This is a genomic window from Ancylomarina sp. (assembly GCF_041555295.1).
Taxonomy (GTDB): Bacteria; Bacteroidota; Bacteroidia; order Bacteroidales; family Marinifilaceae; genus Ancylomarina.
Map to the genome: position 1 here is coordinate 1 of NZ_JBFFKR010000039.1, position 22074 is coordinate 22074.

Consider the following 22074-nt stretch of genomic DNA (forward strand, 5'->3'; position numbering starts at 1 on the left):
AGATCAAAAGTCAATCCATAAAACTCCCTCTTAGGTAAGAATCGAAGTTTTATGGATTGAATAATAGATTTAATCACAAATTATTCAGTAAAAGATTTGAAAATTACTGAAGCATTGTGTCCACCAAAACCAAACGTATTGCTTAAAGCCGCTCTGATAGGGCGCTCTTGAGCAGTGTGAAGCGTAAGGTTTAATTTAGAATCAATTTCAGGATCTTGTTCTCTGTGATTGATAGTTGGCGGTACAATAGAGTTTTTAATTGCCAAAATACTAGCAATTGCTTCAACTGAACCGGCAGCTCCCAAAAGGTGGCCTGTCATCGATTTTGTAGAACTAATGTTCACATTGTATGCATGCTCGCCTAAAACAGTTTTAACTGCTCTCAATTCTGGAATATCTCCTACTGGAGTAGATGTTCCATGAACGTTGATGTAGTCTAAATCTTCAGGCTGCATATTAGCGTCGCTAATAGCCATTTTCATAGCATTAATAGCACCGCGTCCTTCTGGATGTGTTGCTGTCAAGTGATAAGCATCACCAGACATCCCGCCACCAACAATTTCAGCATAAATTTTAGCACCACGGGCTTTAGCGTGTTCATATTCTTCAAGAATAAGAGCGCCAGCGCCTTCTCCCATTACAAAACCATCACGGGTTTTACAAAATGGACGAGATGCTTCTTTGTACTCATCATTGTTAGTTGAAAGGGCCTGCATAGAGTTAAATCCCCCTAATCCCGCTTCGTTGATAGAAGCTTCTGAACCACCTGATATAAAAATATCGGCTTTACCCAAACGGATATAGTTCATTGCATCAATCATAGCGTGTGTAGAAGAAGCACATGCAGATACTGTACCGTAGTTCGGTCCCTGGAAACCATATTTCATAGAAATATGACCGGCAGCAATATCAGAAATCATCTTAGGAATAAAGAAAGGAGAGAAACGAGGAGTTCCGTCCCCGTTTGCATATCCTGTTACTTCATCTAAGAAAGTCTTAATTCCACCAATTCCAGAACCCCAAATTACTCCAGCTCTTGTTAAATCTTCTGCCTCCAAATCGAAACCTGCATCCTCTATTGCTTCTTTCGCAGCAATTAAGGCATACTGTGCATAAAGATCGAGTTTACGAACTTCTTTGCGATCGAAATGCGCTTTAGGATCGAAGTTTTTAACCTCGCAAGCGAACTGAGTCTTGAATTTTGAAGCATCGAACTGGCGAATCATATCAGATCCACTCACACCGTTCTTCAAATTATCCCAATACTCGGCAATATTATTGCCGATAGGGTTAATAGTTCCAAGACCAGTTACTACTACTCTTTTAAGTTCCATAAAAAAGGTTCTGGGTTAATAAATTACTTTGCGTTTTCTTCGATATAAGAAATAGCGGCACCTACAGTCCCGATGTTTTCAGCTTGATCGTCTGGAATAGCGATGTTAAATTCTTTTTCGAATTCCATGATTAACTCAACGGTATCCAATGAATCAGCTCCTAGGTCGTTAGTGAAGCTAGCTTCAATAGCAACTTCTGTTTCATCAACACCCAATTTGTCAACAATGATTGCTTTTACTCTAGATGCAATATCAGACATAACTTAAAATTTTTAGATTAATATTTAAAAAATTATTTTTTAACTCTGCAAAGAAATAAATTTAGTGATTAAAATCAAACTTATTTCCACATAGTTGGTCGCAAAGATAATCCTTTTTCTCTCTCAAGTGAAAGAATTTCCTATTAAATTCGCCATAGAGAACGCTTCTCGTCTGATAATCTGAGCAATACGAAACCAAACCAGTCATCATCATTGGATTAGACGTTTAGATTATTAAGGCTTGGGGCAAAAATTCCTGAATAATAAGTAAAACAATCTGAAAGTAAGATTACAACTCTTTAAAGTTAAAAATGATAATAATCAGAGGAGTATAAATTCATTTATTAATTAACTTTGTGGAGATTAAATATGAAACAACAACCATGAAAAGAATTGCCATTTTTGCTTCTGGATCAGGAAGTAACGCTGAGAATATTGCTCATTATTTCAAATCAAATCCTGAGGTCGAAATCTCAATTATTCTTAGCAACAAAAAGGACGCCTTTGTTCTCGAAAGAGCAAACAAGCTCAATATTCCAAGCCAATCATTCACACGAAATGATTTTTATGAGTCAAACGCTATTATTGATTTATTAAAAAACAAGAAAATAGACCTAATTGTATTAGCAGGATTCCTGTGGCTAGTACCAGGTTCCCTAATAAAAGCCTATCCTAATGCTATTGTTAATATTCACCCTGCTCTTCTGCCAAACTATGGTGGCAAAGGAATGTATGGCATGAACGTTCACAATGCTGTTATTGCAAATAAGGATAAAGAAAGTGGTATAACCATCCATATTGTGAATGAAAAGTACGACGATGGAGAAACTATTCTTCAGGCAAAATGCCAAATCGAAGAGAATGACACAGCTGAAGATCTTGCCAATAAAATTCACGACTTAGAATACGAACATTTCCCTCGTGCCGTTGAGAATTATTTAAATCATATTTTAGATTAGACTCATTTATATGATATCAGAAATGGGAGATAGTCGTTGAAAACTATCTCCCATTTTAATCTAATATCTTTTTAGATCTTAGTGTAGACTCGTTATGCTTGAATCAAGAGCAAACTCTTTTTCAGCAATACTTTCCTCAACACCTAATTCAAGCAAAAGCTGATATTTAATAATATTATAAGCTGTAACATTCTTTGCTGAAACAGGTGCTACAGGAGGTGACTTCATCTTCAGAGGATTTATCGCAGTTCCATTCTTGTGAACTCTAAAGTCTAAATGTGGACCAGTAGCTAAACCGCTGGCTCCAACGTAACCAATTACTTGACCTTGCTTAACCCGCGCGCCAACTCCAACATTTTTTCCAAATCGAGAGAAGTGCATATAAGTTGTAGAGTAAACTGAATTATGTTTTATCTTTAAGTAGCGTCCTCCTCCTTGGTTCTGATTTCCTTTTTTAACCACAATACCATCACCAATAGTCATAACAGGTGTTCCAGTTGGAGCGGCATAATCGATACCATGATGTGGACGATAACGCTTAAGTACAGGATGAAATCTATTATTTGAAAATTTAGAACTAATACGTGAAAAACGCAGCGGTGCTTTCAGAAAGGCTTTCTGCAAACTCTGTCCTTCTTCATCGAAATAACCGTCCTTATCTCCATCTTTAAAAGCAAAGGCGTAGTTATTTGATTTATGATGAACGAAATTAGCAGCAATTACTTTAATCTGATGAATAGATTTTCCATCAATCATTTCTTCATCGTAGATAACATTGAATTCGTCTCCTTTACCGATACCAAAGAAATCGATCGTCCAAGCATAGATGTCAGACAATTCCATCGAAAGAACTGGATCTGCACCAACCTCAACCATTGCATTCCACAACGAAGATTCTATTGTGCCTTTAACTTGTTTACGAACTGTCGTAATCTCCTTTTGTCCTTTATAAACTTGGATAGTGTCCGTTAAATTAAAAACGATATATTCCTTAGGTGTATTCTCGTAAATAAAGTATTCAGCCGTTTTCAAACTATCCTTAGTGAAAAGCATAGCATATTTTCGATCGGATTTAATTTTACGAACATTAAAAACCTTCTTGGCTTTTTGTGCAATCTCATGAATCAACTTTGATGATACTTTGTGTTGATCCAAAATGACAGAAAGCGTTTGATTTCGCTTCACCTTATACTCTTCAAGTTGAAAATTATCTATAGGAAAACCATATTTGTAATTGACTTCCTGATTATGAACAGAATCAATTAATACAGGTTTAGCTTTGTCGGCAGGTGTTAATTCTATATCATTTCTATTTTTCACGAAAAATAAACCTGCAAGAATAAGAACTGGAATTATTAGGTATTGAATCTTAAGAAAACGCTTCATAAAATAATAAAATCTTAAAAATAGAACTTCGGTCGGAAATCTTCATAAAATCGGCTCATTCCATCCTCACAATTCTGTCATCTAGCCGACTCCGTCGCCGAAGTTAAGATATAAAACATGTGGATACAAATTGCCGGGTATTAGAATGAACTAATCCCGGCAATTTTAACATTATTAAACCTATCCTATCTGTTCTCTATAAACAGCTGATATTATTTTATCTTATCAAAACCTTGTCCGTATACACCCATTACAGATCCCATAGAAATGAAGGCATCTGGATCTAATACTTTTACCATTTTTAAAATGGCTTGAGAATCTTTCTTCTTGGCTAAAAGCATTAAAACTTTTACGTCTTCCTGAGAGTATCCTCCTTTTGCTTGAAGCTCCGTTAAACCCTGATCGAGATTCGTAATAAGTTCCATTCTAATTTCATTAAACCGCTTAGTGAAGATGAAAATTTGAACAGATTGCTTACTACCTTCAATTACCATATCTACACAATAAGCGCTCACTCCCATGGCTACAAAACCATATACCACTTGCTCGATAGAGTTCGAAAGAAAGTATGACGATGAAATGATTATTAAATCTAAAGTCAATAAAAGCTGACCTGGGCTATAATTTCGGTATTTATTAATCATCATGGCAATGATATCGGTACCACCAGTACTTCCCCCTTGAGATAATATAATACCCGCACTCGCTCCAGCCATAATACCACCAATTATAGCACACATAAATCTATCACTCACCAAAGGTTCAATGAAAATAGATTGCAAAAACCATAGAAAGACAGACAGAACGATAGTGGCGAAAATAGTTTTGACACCAAATCCAAAACCTAACACCTTCATAGCTAAAACAAGTAGTAATCCATTAATAATAAAAACAGAGTAACCTACTTTAAATCCTGTTGCGAAATAGATAACGGTTGCGATACCAGTCACACCACCTCCAACAATTTCGGATGGAATTAAGAAAGCTGTCCACCCTATAGAACCAATAAAAAGGCCTAAAGCAATAATAAAATAAGACTTAAACTGCTTGGTAAAATTTACAACACTTATCATTCTATAATTTTAAAATTATTCCCACTTTGGGGATTTTTTTTTCTGGGCACAAAGTTAGTAAGAATTTCCTTACGCACGAATTTCATCAAAACCAAAACCATAAACCCCCATGACAGATCCCATGGAAATAAAGGCATTAGGATCATGCTGTTTCACAATTTTGAAGATTTGCGGTGTTTCATGTTTACGAACGACAATCATCAGCATTTTTTTATTCTCTTTTGAATACCAACCCATGGCATCGATAACAGAAATTCCTTTATTAATTTTTGATCCAATCTCATCAGCTAACTTCTCATGATCCTTGGTAATAATAAACATTTGAGCCGATTGTTTACTCCCACTTATAACCATATCAATAGCATAAGAAGCAACACTCATCGACACATAGCCATAAACAATAGTTGGCACATCTTTAAAATAGAAATATGACGATGCTATAATAAATACGTCGAGATATAAGATAATACGTCCAGGACTAATGTTTCGATATTTATTAACAATCATTGCAATTATATCTGTACCACCACTACTTCCTCCCTGAGAAATTGTAATTCCAACACCAACACCACCTAAAATACCACCTAAAATTGCAGCCATAAACTTATCATCGACTAAAGGAGCGGTAAAAAATTTCTGTTGCACACTAAGAAAAATAGAACCAAGTATTATCGCATAAATGGTTTTGGCTCCAAATTTAGGACCTAGAATTTTTAAAGCTATTATTATCAAGAAACAATTGATAATCAAATATGACAGCCCTACAGGAATCGTTTCTCCGGAACTATAAAATATTATGGTTCCAATGCCACTGACTCCTCCACCAATGATTTCTGACGGTATTAAAAAGGCTGTCCAGCCAAAGCTATAAATTGCCAATCCCAATGCAATAATCAAATAGGATTTCAATTCTGTGGTGTTCAATTTCATTTTCTAGATTGTTGTTTTTTTTGGATTATTTTATCAATTGATATAAAAAATAAAAACTTTAGTCTCATTGAGTAGTCAATGAAACTAAAGCTTTTTCAAATATGAATTTAGCTTTCTGTTAGACTACTATGTTTACAATTTTTTTAGGGACAATAATCACCTTTTTAGGTGTTTTACCATCGATCCATTTCTGGGACTGTTCATGATTCATTACGGCCTCTTCAATTTCATCTCTACTCAGGCTTAATGAAAGTTCCAGTATAAATCTCATCTTTCCATTAAATGAAACAGGATATGAATAAACATCCTCTATTAAATAAGCTTCATTTAAGACCGGGAATTTAGCCTCAGTAATACTATTCGAGTGACCACAAAGCCACCAAAGCTCCTCAGTTATATGAGGTGCAAAAGGTGCTAAAAGAGCTAATAACTCTTCTAAAACAGCCTTCTTATTACACTTGATCGTATTCAATTCATTCACACAGATCATAAATGCCGAGACAGAAGTATTAAACGAAAATCGCTCAATATCATCCTGAATTTTCTTTATTGATTTATGAAGAACTTTATATTCCGCTTTTGTAGGCTCATCAGTTGAAACCACAAATTCATTCTGATCGTTATGGAATAAACGCCATAGTTTCTTCAGGAATTTATGCACCCCATCAATACCATTAGTATCCCATGGTTTTGATGCTTCTAATGGTCCTAAGAACATTTCATACAAACGAAGTGTATCTGCTCCATATTCATCAACAATCACATCTGGGTTAACCACATTAAACATCGACTTCGACATTTTCTCTACAGCCCAACCACAAATATATTTACCATCTTCTAAAACAAATTCAGCATTTGCATACTCAGGCATCCAATTCTTGAACGCTTCAGTATCTAAAACATCGTTTTTCACAATATTTACATCAACATGAATTTGAGTTGTATCATACGCTTCTCTCAAACCATATGACACATATTTATTCGTATTCTTAATACGATAAACAAAGTTAGAACGCCCCTGAATCATACCCTGATTCACCAATTTTTTGAAAGGCTCATCCTTACAAACCTTTCCTATATCGAAAAGGAATTTATTCCAAAAACGAGAATAAACGAGATGACCTGTAGCATGCTCGGTACCTCCAATATACAAGTCAACATCCTGCCAATACTCATTTACTTCCTCAGAAACCAACGCATCGTTATTGTGAGGATCCATATAACGTAAATAGTAAGCTGATGAACCCGCAAAACCTGGCATTGTATTCAATTCAATTGGATAACCATCTTCAGTAGTCCAATTAGTTGCACGACCCAAGGGTGGCTCACCCGTTTCAGTAGGCAGATATTTATCAACCTCTGGTAATTCAAGAGGTAACTTTTCAAAATCCATCATTTGTGGCATGCCATCCTTAAAATAAACAGGGAATGGCTCTCCCCAATAACGCTGACGAGAGAAAATCGCATCACGTAAACGGAAATTAATTTTTCGTTTACCTAATCCTCTTTCTACAATTTCAGCATTTGCTTTTACAATGGCATCCTTAACATCCAATCCGTTCATAAAGTCAGAATTGATCATTTCGCCTGACTTAGCATCGTAAGACCCTTCGCTTAAATCGCCACCTGATACAACAGGAACAATTGGCAAATCGAATTTCTTTGCAAAAGCATAATCACGGCTATCATGAGCAGGTACAGCCATAATAGCACCAGTTCCATATCCAGCCAAAACGTAATCACTCACCCAGACCGGAATAACTTCTCCTGAAAATGGATGTATTGCATATGAGCCTGTAAATTCACCACTAACCGTTTTAACATCAGCCATACGTTCTCTTTCCGTACGCTTTTTAGTAGCTGCAATATAAGCTGCAATTTTTTCTTTGTATTCCGAAGTCGTCAATTGATCTACCAACTCACTTTCAGGAGCCAAAACCATAAAGCTTACTCCAAAAATAGTATCAGGCCTGGTTGTAAAAACAGTCATCTTCACATCAGAGCCCTTCACCAAAAAGTCCATCTCAGCACCTTCTGAACGACCAATCCAGTTACGTTGAATTTCTTTTAATGAGTCAGTCCACTCCAGTTTCTCCATATCTTCGAGCAAACGCTTTGCATATGCAGAAACTCTTAAAGACCATTGACGCATTTTTTTCTGCTCAACTGGATGTCCACCTCTAACTGATAAACCGTCTTTAATTTCATCATTGGCAAGAACAGTACCTAACTGAGGACACCAGTTCACCATTGTATTAGCCAAATACGCTAAACGATAATTCAAAAGAATGACATCCTGTTCTTTTTCGGATAAAGCATTCCATTCTTCAGCAGTAAAAATATCTTCCTGAGAAGTTGAAGCATCAACTTCTGCATTTCCTTTAGTTTGGAATTCCAAAACCAAATCAGAAATTGCCTCAGCTTTTTGAGTCTTATTATTAAAATAATGTTTAAACATCTCAATAAAAGCCCATTGAGTCCACTTGTAATATTCAGGGTCAGAAGTACGAATTTCTCTATCCCAATCGTATGAAAAGCCAATTTTATCTAATTGCTGACGGTATCTTTTAATATTAACATCAGTTGTAATAGCCGGATGTTGACCTGTCTGAATTGCATACTGCTCAGCAGGTAAACCATAAGCATCGTAGCCCATAGGATGCAATACATTAAATCCTTTTAAACGCTTGTAGCGAGAATATATATCAGAAGCAATATAGCCAAGTGGGTGTCCTACATGCAAACCAGCCCCTGATGGGTAAGGAAACATGTCGAGAACATAAAATTTTGGTTTGCTTGTATCAACATCAACTTGATAAGTCTTGTTGTCTACCCAAAACTGTTGCCACTTTTTTTCTATTTCTTTAAAATTGTATTCCATGTTCAATAGCTAATTAGATATGAATTCCGATTACATTCGGGGTAAGACTATCTAGAAACCTAAATAAATCTCACACTTTCAATCTGATTGATAATTAAATGATATAGATTTCGAGTTTCACTACTGCTAATAATTGCAAATTAGAAATAACAAAACCTCATTCTTCATTAAGCCGCAAAATTAGCAAAAGTTTGAAATAAATGTGGACTTTATTTTAGTAAAGAGAAATTATTAAATTTTGTCTATTAGGGCTTTAGCTAATTCTAAGAAAATTTCGAGAGCTCAATATCGAAGCAGTATGTCAATTTCCATAAATAAATGGATTAATTTTCTAAATTTGTCTTTGAATAGGCTCCATAGTTCAGCTGAATAGAACGTCAGATTCCGGTTCTGGAGGTCATGGGTTTGAATCCCATTGGAGTCACAAAAAAAGCTCGAAGCTAACGCTTCGAGCTTTTTTCATTTTAATCGGACATCTAAAATTACAGCAAAAAAAAAGGAGTCCTCATGGACTCCTTTTGATTATATATCGAATAATAAATTATTCAGCAGTTTGTCTAGTTGAATAGTTCAATTTAAGTGAACTCGCTTTTCTAAGTTCCTGCTTAATGTCAGTGATAATACCCATTTTAGTGTATTGATCAACTTTCAATGAAGTAGTCAACTTATTACGTAATTCTTCTTTTCTTGATTCACGTTCTGAAGCAATAAAAGCTTGAATATCATCAACCGTTGCAAATTGGTCGTTCAACTGGATACGAGGCTCAGTTCCGTAAGTCTTCGTGAATTTTCTCATAGGCACACCTACATAGATGTTACTAACAAGATCCTTCTTTTCCAATTTAGTTATCTCTTTCGCTGATGGAACCATAATATCCACATTCAAATCGACTTCTCTCATGGTTGTTGCAACCATAAAGAAAAATAACAACATGAATACAATATCAGGAAGAGAAGCTGTTGATATGGCCGGTAATTCTTTCTTACCGTCTTTTCTAAACTTTGACATTATTTACCTCCTGTATTTCTTGGTTCAGCTTCAGAAATCTGTACGGGGACGTATTTTCTAACTGCCGATTGCTGATCTGCATCAAGCTCGGCATATTTTTTACCCCATTTTTGCATTGACTTCTCATCTTTTAACTCACGAGAAGCGGCAGCAAGTTCATCCTGAACGCGAATATAAGTTTCGTATCTTGTTCCACGGTCGTTCTGTAACGAGATCAATCCCTTAGAAACCATAACGTCACCAAAATAGGGTACGTTTTTCAGTCCTTTTTCAGGAAGTGTCTCAAGATTTGAAGGATTCATGAAGAACTCTTTAGTTTTATCACGCAATTGTGAGATACTAAGAACTTCACCATTTACCAACAATTCATTGTTACGATTCACCAAAATGGAAAAAACATTACGTTTTTTAACCTTTGGTGGCGTTTCTGAAGAATCTTCTGGGATAGCTGGCAACATCTTGTAGATACCAGTATCTACATCCATTGTCGTTGTCACCAAGAAGAAAATTAACAGAAGAAACGCGATATCGGCCATCGAACTCGAATTTATCTCTGGTGTTTTTCTTGCCATAATATTATTTATTAAGGTTTACGATTTGAATTTAATCAAATCATTGTCTTAGCGAAATTTTCTCATAGTTTCTGTCACTACGATAGAAACGATAGCACCAACACCTAAAACATACATCGTATATAAAATGGTATCAGCAAACTTTAATGCACCAACATTATTGTCATCTCCAGTATAACCAGGAAGGCTTAATAATGTACCGTCAGATAAAGAATATGCTATCAAGATAATTAGTCCAAGACCAGCAAGTCCAGCTAATCCTTTAATTGCTCCTTTAGGATCAGATACGATCTGAAGAATAGGGAACAACAGTGATAAGCCAACAGTGATAATGAATAAAGCCTTTGCCCAATGAATCAACGAATCGGTATAAACCGGAGTATCATAGGCTGCATTTGGCACTTCTCCACCAAAGTAAAACATGGCTACAAAAACAACTGTAAGACCAAGCATTACATAGGTAAGAATATTTAAATATTTACTCAATGTATTTGACATAGTCGGAAATTATTTTTTCAAGTTGTATTTTACTAAGATATCAAGAAGAGAGATAGATGCATCTTCCATGTTGTTTACAATACTATCAATTTTAGCAGTACAGTAGTTATAAAATACCTGAAGGATCATAGCTACGATCAAACCAGATACAGTTGTAATCAAAGCAACTTTAATACCACCAGCTACAGCAGCAGGAGAAATAGTACCCATCGACTGAATAGAGTCAAATGCACCAATCATACCGATTACTGTACCCATGAAACCCAACATAGGAGCAAGACCAATCATTAAAGAGATCCAAGAAAGACCTTTCTCTAAAAGACCCATTTGAACTGAACCATAAGCGATTACCGACTTCTCAACAACATCTACACCTTCTTCGATACGGTCAAGACCTTGATAGAAGATACTAGCGACAGGACCGCGAGTGTTTCTACAAACTTCTTTAGCAGCATCAACACCACCATTATTCAACGCTTCCTCTAGGCTAGCGATCAGCTTCTTAGTGTTTGTAGTTGACATGTTTAAGTAAATGATTCTTTCAATACAAAGAGCCAAACCTAAAATAAGTGTCAACAATACAAAACTCATAAACATCGCACCACCTTGGATGAATTGTTTTTTAACAATAGCGTGGAATGAAGTACTCTCTACTTCTTCCTCCATAACTGGAGCTACTTCTTCTACTTCAGTTTCTTGAACTGCAACTTCCTCAGTTGTTTCATCCTGAGTATCTACGGTAGCTTCGGTAGTTTCAGCTGTCTCATCTTGAGCAACTGCATTAAATGATGCTCCAAAATTCAGCATCCCGATAACTGCTATAAATGCAAATAACTTTTTCATAGTCTGTTTTTCAAATTTTAATTAACGAAATTATTTTTTACAAAATTAAACGGTTACAATCAAAAAAATTGATTAACAATAATCAATTATATTTTCTTTTTAAAGAACAAGCTTAAACCACTTATATTATCTATATCTCACTCCTTTTCTTATGTAATACAAGAAGGTTTTAACAGTGCACCAAATTACAAAAAAAAAGTGAAAAACAAATTTTCTATTGGCATAATTCGCCTTTGATGGACTTATTTAAAAAGAATTTTATCTTATCTGAATCAAGCTGCTGTCCTAACAAAAACATAAGCTTAGTAATGGCAGCTTCTGTAGTGATATCGTGACCACTCACAACCCCAATATTTAGTAGCTCTACACTTGTTTCATACAAGCCCATATCTACACTCCCTGCCGGGCACTGAGTCACATTGTATACAATGACACCTTTATCGATTGCATCCTTAATAGAATCAATAAACCACTTATCAGTTGGTGCATTTCCCGCACCATAGGTTTCAATCACAACGGCTCTTAATCCCTCGATATTAAAAATAGCGTCTACGGTTTTTTTATTAATGCCTGGGAATATTTTAAGAATAGCAATATTGGTATCTAAATCAGTAGAAATTGCAAACTCTTTCTCTTTCGTAACTTTTTGAATTACGGCATGATTATAATGAATATTAATACCCACTCTTGCCAAATCCGGATAGTTGTATGAATAAAAAGCATTGAAATATTCCGCATTGTGCTTTGTTGTGCGATTTCCTCTAAATAATTTATTCTCGAAAAGCACGCAAACTTCGGGAACAATCGCTTTACCATCCTTATAATCGGCAGCAATCTCAATGGCAGTAATCAGATTTTCCTTACCATCAGTACGCAACATACCAATTGGTAATTGCGAGCCCGTTAAAACAACTGGTTTTTCAAGGTTATCAAGCATAAAACTTAAAGCCGATGCAGAATATGACATCGTATCGGTACCATGAAGAACAACAAAACCATCAAACTTTTCATAGTTTTCTTTAATCAGATTAGCAATCTTAACCCAAACTTCAGGATTCAGATTAGAAGAATCGATAAGCGGATCAAAAGCCACTGAAGTTAAATCGAAACCAAAGCCCTTAAGTTCTGGCACCTGTTTTAGAATATGATCAAAATCGAATGGTTTTAAAGAACCATTTTTTGGATCTTTTACCATCCCAATAGTTCCTCCAGTATAAATTATCAAAATTGAAGTCTTCATATACTTATAAATTTCATGTTTTAACATTCCGATTAAAATCGGGGAAATACTCACTTTAGCAAAACTGCTCATTTACTTTATCTATTCCAGAGGACAGATTTTAGCAAAAAAAACATTTAATATCGACAAGCTTAAATTCTCTTGATCTTTTCTCAAGATGAAACACACATCTAAAATGTGTTTAAATTTTAAACAGATTCTGAGCATTTCGACTTGTTATCTCAGTCACCTCATCAAGACTTAAATGATGAATCTCAGCTAATTTTACAGCAATCAGAGCAACATAAGCCGACTCATTCCTTTTACCACGCTTGGGCGTTGGTGCTAAATATGGTGAATCTGTTTCTAAAATTAGATTTTCCATGCCTATTTCCTTAACGACTCGATCTAATCCAGAATTTTTAAAAGTTAGAATCCCATTTAAACCCAACAGGAATCCCATATCAAGGGCTTTATTGGCCTGCTCTAAATTTCCAGTAAAAGAATGGAAAACACCAGTAAGTTTTTCCGATTTGAAAGATTCCAAAACTTCGAAGATTTCTGAAAAGGATTCACGAGCATGAATAACAACTGGCAGCTCTCTTTCAACAGCCCAAGTCAATTGTTTTTCGAAAACAAATTGCTGTTCTTTCAAAAAGGTTTTATCCCAATATAAGTCGATTCCAATCTCCCCGATTGCAATAAATTTTTCTTCATTCAACCATTTTTCACAGATAGCCAATTCTTCCTCATAATTCTCTTTCACTGAGGTTGGATGTAATCCCATCATAGGCAAACAATAATCGGGGTAGCTTTTCACCAATTTAAGCATGGGTTCGATTGACTCGGAATCAATGTTTGGCAAAAATATTTGACCAACATTAGCATCTTTTGCTCGTTGAATCGCTTCAGCGATATCCTCGTCAAAAGCTTCAGAATAGATATGAGAATGGGTATCGATTAACTTCATACAAAATTGTGTTGACAGTGAAATTGGCTTTCAAAATTAATTTTCATTCCAATATGAAAAAAGCCGGCTAAAGCCGGCTCTTTTTTATATTTGAATCGTGAGGATATTATACACATCCTTGAGCCACCATTGCTTCAGCAACTTTTACGAAGCCTCCAATGTTTGCACCATTTACGTAATTAATCTTACCATTTTTTGTACCGAATCTTACACAAGTATCGTGAATATCTTTCATGATACGAGCAAGTTTAGCATCAACTTCTTCAGCAGTCCAGTTAAAACGTAATGAGTTTTGTGACATTTCAAGACCTGAAACAGCAACACCACCAGCATTAGCTGCTTTACCAGGAGCAAATGAACAGTTATCAACTAAATAAAGCATAGCTTCTGCAGTACAACCCATGTTAGAAGTCTCAACAACATACTTACATCCGTTTGCTACAAGAGTTTTAGCATCTTCTTCGTTCAATTCGTTCTGAATTGCACAAGGGAAAGCCATATCAACTTTTGCACCCCAAGGCTTTTGTCCAGCGAAGAACTCAGCACCGAATTTCTCAGCGTAAGGAGCTACAACATCATTGTTCGAAGCACGAAGATCCAATAAGAAATCGATCTTCTCAGCATCTAAACCTTCTTTATCGTATACATATCCATCAGGACCTGAAATAGTAACTACTTTAGCACCTAGCTCAGTTAATTTAAGAGCAGCACCCCAAGTTACATTACCGAAACCTGAAAGAGCAACAGTTTTGCCTTTTAATGTCTCATTGTTTTCAGCAACCATATGCTGAGCAAAATAAACAGCTCCAAAACCAGTAGCTTCAGGACGAATTAAAGAACCACCAAATTCAAGTGGCTTACCAGTCAATACACCAGTAAACTCGTTACGGATTCTCTTATATTGTCCGAAAAGGTATCCGATCTCGCGACCACCTACTCCGATATCACCTGCAGGAACATCAGTGTTAGGACCGATATGTTTACACAGCTCAGTCATGAAACTCTGACAAAAACGCATAATTTCGTTATCTGATCTTCCTTTTGTGTTGAAGTCAGAACCACCTTTACCACCACCCATAGGTAGAGTAGTCAAAGAGTTCTTGAAAGTTTGTTCGAAACCTAAGAATTTAAGAGCACTTAGAGTTACAGAAGGGTGAAAACGTAAACCACCTTTGTAAGGTCCGATTGCAGAGTTAAACTCAACACGGTATCCACGGTTAATCTCTACTTCGCCATTATCGTTGAACCAAGGCACTCGGAACATGATAGTACGTTCTGGCTCACACATTTTCTCAAGAATCTTAGCATTCTTGTATTTAGGGTTAGAATCGTAAGTTTCCCATACAGACTCTACTACTTCTTGTGCAGCCTGGTGAAATTCTGCTTCACCTGGAGTTCTACCCTTAAGGGCTTCCATGAATTCATTAATCTTCGCTTCCATGTCCAAAATATGTTATGAAATTAAAATAAGATTGTTGTGATACAATTGTTAATATTTTGGTTCAAATGTATATAAATTTTAAGAACCTCAGTTTTTTTTATCAAAAAAATTCAAACGTTTTAAAAAATATTTAAATACTGAATATCAACAAGTTGTGCATTTAAAGATTCTGCTCTACAACATCAGTCAAAAAAAAATAGATTTTTCAAGAAGTCAAAGAGTAGATTTTACCAGGAAGTGCTCGAATAAGTCCTTCAAATTCCATTTTTAACAACAAACTTGAAACCCTACTCATAGGTAAATTCGATTTAATGGAAAGCATATCAATTCCTAATTTACTTTCATTATTTAATAGGTCTACGATTAACCCTTCCTCCATTGAGAGTTCAACAAACATTCTTGATTGAACCGCATCCTTCTTTCCCAAATCATTCTCCCAACCAAGAATATATTCAATATCAGCAACTGATTCTACCAAGTGGGCCTGATTGGTTTTAATTAAATGATTACATCCTTGAGAGTAAACATCTCCCGACCTACCGGGGAATGCAAACACATCTCTATTGTATGAATTCGCTATTTCAGCAGTCGTCAATGATCCACCTTTTCTAGCAGATTCCATCACTAAAGTAGCATCAGCCATACCAGCGACAATTCTATTTCGACGAACAAAGTGTCTTGGATCGATTACACTTTTCGAAGTAAACTCAGTAATGATCGCTCCACTATGAATAATCTCTTCTGCATATTTACGATGCTGAGCCGGATACATCAGGTGAAAACCATGTCCTACTACTGCAACTGTAGGTAAATTATATTGCATTGCTGCCTTATGGGCACAAATATCAATACCATAAGCCAAACCACTCACTATAATAGTCTTTTCAACATGTGAAGCAAGTGCCTTAATAAGCTTATTACAATTCTCCCTCCCATATTCTGTGGCATTACGAGTCCCTACCACACTTAAAATACGAGAAGCATTGAAATCAATTTCTCCTTTATAATATAATGTAATAGGAGAATCAGGACAATTCAATAAACGTTGCGGGAAATTTTCATCTAAATAGAAAGCCACTTTTATAGCGTTGCCTTCAATAAACTTCAATTCAGCTTCAGCATCTCGCAAAGCCGAATCCCGATCTAACTTTTGAATTATATTCTTTCCTATACCGGGGACTTTAAGTAGGTTCTGTTTCTTCTCTCTAAAGAATGCCTCAACGCCACCCGAATAAGCAATCACTTTTCGTGCATTAATACTGCCAAGTCCGTTTAAAAAGCTGAAAGCAACTTTATAGATTGTTTCCATAGTTTGAATTTAGATCATCCAAATTAGGAAAATGCATTGTCAAATCAAAAAAAGATAAGCTCCTACATATCAAATGCAAATCCTATAGTAACAAAACCGGCATTACCATAACCCAGCTCTGTAAAAATATCAATATTATCACTTATATTATATCGGCCACCAATCAGAATTCCCAAATCGAATAAAAAGTTATTCTCTTTATTATTAATTCCTTTTTCCGCCTTAATATGCTCCAAAGAGAATCCTGTTTTTAATGAGGCATATAAGTCTACTCCAGACTCGGGAGATATATTTATCGCATCCAGGAGATCATTCAAATCATAAGAAATCACTCCTCCAAAGCGATAATAATTATAAGTAATTTCTGTAAATTCGTTAATCAAGGATTCATTCTTCTGTCCAGCAAAACCCATATAAGCACCTAAACGGAACCTGTCACGCCAAGGTTTATCAACCTGAATCAAAAATGATGGGTATTGGGTTTCATCTCCATTTTTAAAATTGTGATCAAACTTGCCGTACTTAGCAAATGGCAGTCCCACTTGAATTCTTAGACCTTCCTCTGGTTTCTGTGAAAATAAAGTCAATGATAAAAAAGACAGAGCGGCTAAAATGATGTATTTTTTCATGTGCATATTATAATAGATGCTTATTAGTAAAAAAATCTGGGATTACTTTTTTGAATACTTTGAAAGGGATCCTAATAACTCGGCTCTTTGCTCTCTTGATAAGGCTGACAAGCTTATTCCTGGATATTTGGCCAAACCTTTTGCACTCATCTGAAAAAGAAACAGATCTTCTCGTAATCCCATACTCCTCTTTTGCAATTCGAAATGAGAGAAAGTTTGTTTACTTATCTCTATAGATTTAAACTTATCATGAAAAGGATGCAAAGGATAATAGCGAATAATGATTTTATCATCTGTTTCCTTATAAATGATGAAATTATTTTCTCTTATCAGATTAAGTCCAATCAATACTACAAAAATGGCAAATAAACTGACCAATATAAGGGTCATATAAACTGGATTGAGATAGACTGTCAGTACAGTTAAACTCAAATAAAGGAAAGTTATGATATAATAAAAAAGCTTAATGTGTGCAGCTCGATTCTGATTGCTTAGTGTCATATGAGTATCAATATAAAATTTTTGTATATAATGGCTATTAATCTAAATAACCTTAGTCCTTATTTTTGAAATCGGCAAGTTTGACATCACTCGCTAAAATACTATATTTGACCAAAGTTAGAAACTATAAATAAGTTAGCAAATGAGTCCTCAATCTTACGATTTAATTTTTACTGAAAGCATTGAAAAAGAGCTTGGCAAAATTTTGGAAACTTATTCCAAGTCAAAAATCTTTATCCTAATGGATTCAGGTGCACAAGAACATTGTTGGCACCTTCTATCAGGGAACGAAAAATTGCAAGATATTCCTAAGCTCATCATAGGGTGTGGGGAGCAAAATAAATCATTGGAGTCAGTTGTAAAGGCATGGGAATTTCTAGGTGAAAATGGAGCCAACCGACACAGCTTGGTCATCAATATTGGTGGTGGCATGATGTCTGATTTAGGTGGTTTTGTTGCATCTACCTTTAAGCGTGGTTGCCACTTTATTAATATACCAACTACACTTCTTTCACAGATTGATGCTTCGGTAGGCGGAAAAACAGGTTTCAACTTTAATGGATTAAAAAACGAAATTGGTGTTATCAACCAACCTGATATGGTTGTTATAAGCCCTGAGTTTTTAAAAACTTTACCGATAAAGGAATTCAAATCTGGCTTTGCTGAAATGTTGAAACATGCAATCATTTATAGTCAAAACTATTTAGATGAGCTTATTTCCTTTAATTTCGACGATATAAACTATTCCAAATTACTAAATCTGATCAGAAAATCGGTAGCAGTAAAACAAGAGTTTGTGATGAAAGATCCAATGGAGAGAAATGTAAGAAAAGTTCTAAACTTTGGTCACACTATAGGTCATGCTTTCGAAAGTTATGCACATCGCCACAAGCTTGAACTTTATCATGGTGAAGCTGTAGCACTAGGTATGATAGGAGAACTTTATCTATCGGTAAAGAAAAGAGCCTTCCCTCAAGATAAATTTGAAGAGATAGTGAAATATATAACAGATATTTACTCAGACTTTTCTATTTTTGCGAAGGATTACCCCGAATTATATCAATTGATGTTACACGATAAGAAAAATAGTGACGAAGGAGTCAATTTCACTCTTCTTCCAAATGTTGGTGCTTATACAATAAATAACATCTGCACAGAAGAAGAAATAGTTGAAGCTCTCAATCAGTATGGAAAAAGAAATTAAGATGGACGTTAAACTTCAAGAAGCAAAAAACTCAATTAGAGATATCGTTGATTTTCCTAAAGAAGGTATTGTATTTAAAGATATCACTACCATGTTGAAGGATGAAAAACACCTAAACACTTTGGTTGAATCTCTTTATGAGCAATACAAGGACAGAGGTATTACAAAAATTGTAGGACTCGAAAGCCGTGGTTTTATTCTAGGTACTGTTTTAGCCTATAAATTAGGAGCTGGATTTGTACCCGTGCGTAAACCAGGAAAATTACCTGCACCGACCTATTCAGAAAAATATTCTCTTGAGTACGGAGAAGATGAAATGTTCATTCATCAGGATGCTTTAAATTCTAAGGATGTTATTTTATTGCACGATGATTTATTAGCAACAGGTGGAACAGCCAAAGCATCAATAAATCTAATCAGCAAATTCAATGTTAAGGAAGTTTATATTAACTTCCTTGTTGAGTTGGACTTCTTAAACGGACGTGAAAAATTAGATACGCTATATCAAGTTGATTCTCTTTTCCATTTCTAGATAATAGAAATTAAGGAATTACACCATACAGCCGTTGGGAAATTCAATTTCCTAACGGCTGATTTTTTGTACAATCTTTTTTAAGATCAAAACCATGCACTACACTATATCTAAGCCAGAAAAAAACATAGAAGGGAAAATCATCGTTCCTTCATCGAAAAGCATTTCGAATCGTGTGCAAATCATCAATGCTTTAAGTTATAGTTTTGAACCGATTAAGAATCTATCAACTTGTGACGATTCTAAGGTAATGCAAGAGGTTTTATTTTCTAACACCAATGTTTTTGATGTCGGTCATGCTGGTACTAGTATGCGATTTTTAACGGCTTACTTATCAAAAATATTAGGTGAATGGACCCTTACTGGTTCTGATCGAATGAAAGAGCGTCCCATATCTGTTTTAGTTGATGCACTGAATTCATTGGGAGCACAAATCACATATCTTGAAAAGGAAGGTTATCCTCCTTTGAAAATAATGGGATCGAATATCACGGGTAAAGAAGTTGAATTAGCTGGGAACACCAGCTCTCAATACATCTCAGCACTCCTACTTATTGCTCCTACTCTTGAAAATGGTCTTCGTATCAAACTACAAGGCAAAATTGTATCTCGTTCATATATTGAGATGACTCTAGCTATCATGGAAGAGTTTGGAATCCAGTCTGAGTTTAAAAACAATGAAATTTACATCGCTAATCAACTTTATAAGGTTATGCCTTACACCGTAGAAGGTGATTGGTCTGGAGCCTCATATTGGTATGCCTTTATGGCTATGGCTCCAAAAGGGAAACTCTTTCTGGATGGGCTGAAAAAAAATAGTTTTCAGGGAGATTCAGGTTTAATTGATGTGTTTGAGAAACTTGGTGTGAAAACCAATTTCACTAAAAAAGGTATGTTTATCGAACAAACGAATGATGTTTGTAAAAAACTGGTTTTCGATTTTATCGAGATGCCAGACCTGGCACAAACATTTGCAGTGGTTTCTGCCTTAAAGAATATTCCTTTCCATTTTAAAGGCCTTGAAACGCTTAAAATAAAGGAAACCAATCGTATTGCAGCTCTTATCGATGAGTTGGCTAAATTGGGCTATGTTCTTTACGAACCTCAGGATGGAGAACTGGCTTGGGATGGTGAAATGAAAGCTGAAAGCGAAGAGATTATCATTAAAACCTATCACGATCATCGTATGGCTATGGCTTTTGCTCCAATTGCGATGATTCGTCCAGAGATTAAAATCGCAGATCCAATGGTTGTCAATAAATCTTACCCTAACTTCTGGGAACAATTACAAGAAGTAGGCTTCCAGATTAATCAGGGGTAATGATATGATGATTTGGTGATGTGCTGATGTGAAAAATTAAAACTCGAATTCACGAATGAATTTCTAAAAAATATAATTCGTGAATTCGTGGCTATTTTAACTAATTTCAAGGCTCCCCCGTAGGTTTTCCGCATTTCCCCGATCGTTTCTCTCATTACCCCGATCGTTTTACGCATTACCCTGATCGTTTCTCACATTACCCCGATCGTTTTACGCATTACCCTGATCTTTTTTCGGATCTAGTCAATGAACTGTGTCACTCTTATAATTTTCTTTTTTTCAAAGGCCTTCACAAGCACCGCGGTTTTTGAAAAAAAAAACGATTACAAATAAAGCTTATCAATGCTGATCATGATCATGATCAGTAAAAAATACAAGTTTAGTTGCAGAAACAATTTTCGAACAGAAAGTCTATCGTAGTTTTTAAGAATAGGAAAACTGTAAACGATAATCCACAAAGACAGAATCAACAAGGTCCATATAGCAAACTGTGAACTGATCACGTCGTACATCGGTAGTAGAAGAGCGACCATGATTGTTGCCAACATCCAGATAAGCGTAATAAAATGTATCTGCTTAATCGAAAACACATCGGTTAGAACTTTAAAGCCTCCACGCTTATAATCTTCGCCATAAAGCAATAACAAAAGCCAGAAATGAGGAATTTGCCCAATAAAAAAGAAGAATGCCAAGGCCAAAATTGGAGGTGCCAAAATATCACCCCCAGCAGCCACATAGCCAATTAATGGCGGAAAAGCCCCACTCAAGGCTCCGGGAACAACTGCAAAGGCAGAGATTTGTTTTAAGGGTGTATAAAGAAGATTATACCATAAAATTGAAAATAGAGCAATATAAAAACTCAATATATTTCCACCCCAAACTAGCAAACCACAACCAATTAGTAAGAATAATAGACTCCAAACAAACGCCTCACCAACACTCAACTTTCCTGATGGAATCGGCCGAAACATGGTTCTATTCATCAAAGCATCTTTTTTATGCTCCTGAATATGATTAATAGCTGAAGCGCCAGCAACTATCAGTAAAATTCCAAAAATAACGGCAGCCATATCCAATGAGAAATCTGTCGATTGCAACAAATAGCCGGTGAAACATGAGATCACAACAGGAATGGCAATTTTAACTTTCCCAAGTTCGAGAAGACTGAGCATCTTAGAAGCTATCGACATAGAATAATGCATA

The 22074-nt window shown here is 35.7% G+C and carries 21 protein-coding genes and 1 tRNA gene; 5 read left to right on the forward strand and 17 right to left on the reverse strand.

Features of this window, described 5'->3' with window-relative positions:
- Positions 1 to 80 precede the first annotated feature (80 nt).
- Positions 81 to 1334, reverse strand: coding sequence for a beta-ketoacyl-ACP synthase II (gene fabF, locus ABY905_RS05140; protein WP_372641234.1), 1254 nt, complete (start codon positions 1332 to 1334; stop codon positions 81 to 83).
- A 23-nt stretch (positions 1335 to 1357) separates the two neighbouring features.
- The gene (locus tag ABY905_RS05145; RefSeq protein WP_125030722.1) at positions 1358 to 1594 is read right to left on the reverse strand and encodes an acyl carrier protein; all 237 of its coding nucleotides are present in this window, start codon (positions 1592 to 1594) and stop codon (positions 1358 to 1360) included.
- Positions 1595 to 1977: 383 nt separating this feature from the next.
- On the opposite strand from ABY905_RS05145, the gene purN reads away from it, so the two are divergent.
- Entirely contained in the window at positions 1978 to 2553 is a 576-nt protein-coding gene (gene purN / locus ABY905_RS05150) for a phosphoribosylglycinamide formyltransferase (protein WP_372641237.1), read from the forward strand.
- 78 nt (positions 2554 to 2631) lie between these two features.
- Here purN and ABY905_RS05155 read toward each other — a convergent pair whose 3' ends face one another.
- The 4 genes from ABY905_RS05155 to leuS all read right to left on the reverse strand — a co-directional run bounded on the left by ABY905_RS05155 (position 2632) and on the right by leuS (position 8823).
- Entirely contained in the window at positions 2632 to 3939 is a 1308-nt protein-coding gene (locus ABY905_RS05155; protein WP_372641239.1) for a peptidoglycan DD-metalloendopeptidase family protein, read from the reverse strand.
- 212 nt (positions 3940 to 4151) lie between these two features.
- On the reverse strand, positions 4152 to 5012 hold the full coding sequence (locus ABY905_RS05160; protein WP_372641241.1) for a YitT family protein: 861 nt from the start codon (positions 5010 to 5012) through the stop codon (positions 4152 to 4154).
- A gap of 69 nt (positions 5013 to 5081) precedes the next feature.
- Positions 5082 to 5942, reverse strand: coding sequence for a YitT family protein (locus ABY905_RS05165; RefSeq protein WP_372641243.1), 861 nt, complete (start codon positions 5940 to 5942; stop codon positions 5082 to 5084).
- A 118-nt stretch (positions 5943 to 6060) separates the two neighbouring features.
- The gene (gene leuS / locus ABY905_RS05170; RefSeq protein WP_372641245.1) at positions 6061 to 8823 is read right to left on the reverse strand and encodes a leucine--tRNA ligase; all 2763 of its coding nucleotides are present in this window, start codon (positions 8821 to 8823) and stop codon (positions 6061 to 6063) included.
- A 350-nt stretch (positions 8824 to 9173) separates the two neighbouring features.
- Between leuS and ABY905_RS05175 the strand changes: the two genes are divergently transcribed.
- Positions 9174 to 9247: transfer RNA gene (locus ABY905_RS05175), tRNA-Arg, on the forward strand.
- A gap of 117 nt (positions 9248 to 9364) precedes the next feature.
- On the opposite strand, the gene ABY905_RS05180 is transcribed toward ABY905_RS05175, so the two are convergent.
- The 10 genes from ABY905_RS05180 to ABY905_RS05225 all read right to left on the reverse strand — a co-directional run bounded on the left by ABY905_RS05180 (position 9365) and on the right by ABY905_RS05225 (position 17703).
- Positions 9365 to 9832 (reverse strand): ExbD/TolR family protein, encoded by a 468-nt coding sequence (locus tag ABY905_RS05180; protein WP_372641247.1) that lies wholly within the window; start codon positions 9830 to 9832, stop codon positions 9365 to 9367.
- Positions 9832 to 10404 (reverse strand): ExbD/TolR family protein, encoded by a 573-nt coding sequence (locus tag ABY905_RS05185; RefSeq protein ID WP_372641249.1) that lies wholly within the window; start codon positions 10402 to 10404, stop codon positions 9832 to 9834. The genes ABY905_RS05180 and ABY905_RS05185 overlap by 1 nt, the downstream gene beginning before the upstream one ends.
- A gap of 48 nt (positions 10405 to 10452) precedes the next feature.
- Positions 10453 to 10902 carry a hypothetical protein gene (locus ABY905_RS05190; RefSeq protein ID WP_372641251.1) on the reverse strand — a complete coding sequence of 150 codons (450 nt, stop codon included), beginning with the start codon at positions 10900 to 10902 and terminating at the stop codon, positions 10453 to 10455.
- Positions 10903 to 10911: 9 nt separating this feature from the next.
- On the reverse strand, positions 10912 to 11745 hold the full coding sequence (locus ABY905_RS05195; RefSeq protein ID WP_372641253.1) for a MotA/TolQ/ExbB proton channel family protein: 834 nt from the start codon (positions 11743 to 11745) through the stop codon (positions 10912 to 10914).
- 214 nt (positions 11746 to 11959) lie between these two features.
- Positions 11960 to 12985 carry an asparaginase gene (locus ABY905_RS05200; protein WP_372641255.1) on the reverse strand — a complete coding sequence of 342 codons (1026 nt, stop codon included), beginning with the start codon at positions 12983 to 12985 and terminating at the stop codon, positions 11960 to 11962.
- Between the two features lie 181 nt (positions 12986 to 13166).
- Complete coding sequence (locus ABY905_RS05205; protein WP_372641257.1) at positions 13167 to 13934, reverse strand: TatD family hydrolase; 768 nt, start codon at positions 13932 to 13934, stop codon at positions 13167 to 13169.
- A 106-nt stretch (positions 13935 to 14040) separates the two neighbouring features.
- Positions 14041 to 15375: an NADP-specific glutamate dehydrogenase gene (gene gdhA, locus ABY905_RS05210; protein WP_372641259.1), complete on the reverse strand. Its 1335-nt coding sequence runs from the start codon at positions 15373 to 15375 to the stop codon at positions 14041 to 14043.
- A 205-nt stretch (positions 15376 to 15580) separates the two neighbouring features.
- Positions 15581 to 16684, reverse strand: coding sequence for a DNA-processing protein DprA (gene dprA / locus ABY905_RS05215; protein WP_372641261.1), 1104 nt, complete (start codon positions 16682 to 16684; stop codon positions 15581 to 15583).
- A gap of 62 nt (positions 16685 to 16746) precedes the next feature.
- Positions 16747 to 17313, reverse strand: coding sequence for an outer membrane beta-barrel protein (locus tag ABY905_RS05220; RefSeq protein ID WP_372641263.1), 567 nt, complete (start codon positions 17311 to 17313; stop codon positions 16747 to 16749).
- 42 nt (positions 17314 to 17355) lie between these two features.
- Positions 17356 to 17703: a hypothetical protein gene (locus tag ABY905_RS05225; RefSeq protein ID WP_372641265.1), complete on the reverse strand. Its 348-nt coding sequence runs from the start codon at positions 17701 to 17703 to the stop codon at positions 17356 to 17358.
- Between the two features lie 253 nt (positions 17704 to 17956).
- Here ABY905_RS05225 and aroB point away from each other — a divergent pair, with 253 nt between their 5' ends.
- From aroB to ABY905_RS05240, 3 genes are all read left to right on the forward strand, one after another.
- Entirely contained in the window at positions 17957 to 19018 is a 1062-nt protein-coding gene (aroB, locus tag ABY905_RS05230) for a 3-dehydroquinate synthase (protein WP_372641268.1), read from the forward strand.
- Entirely contained in the window at positions 19002 to 19550 is a 549-nt protein-coding gene (locus ABY905_RS05235; protein WP_372641270.1) for an adenine phosphoribosyltransferase, read from the forward strand. Before aroB ends, ABY905_RS05235 begins: the two co-directional genes overlap by 17 nt.
- A 94-nt stretch (positions 19551 to 19644) precedes the next feature.
- Positions 19645 to 20871 carry a 3-phosphoshikimate 1-carboxyvinyltransferase gene (locus tag ABY905_RS05240; RefSeq protein WP_372641272.1) on the forward strand — a complete coding sequence of 409 codons (1227 nt, stop codon included), beginning with the start codon at positions 19645 to 19647 and terminating at the stop codon, positions 20869 to 20871.
- 323 nt (positions 20872 to 21194) lie between these two features.
- Here the strand turns inward: ABY905_RS05240 and ABY905_RS05245 are convergent.
- The coding region (locus tag ABY905_RS05245) for a protoheme IX farnesyltransferase (RefSeq protein ID WP_372641274.1) at positions 21195 to 22074 on the reverse strand (880 nt) is incomplete at its 5' end.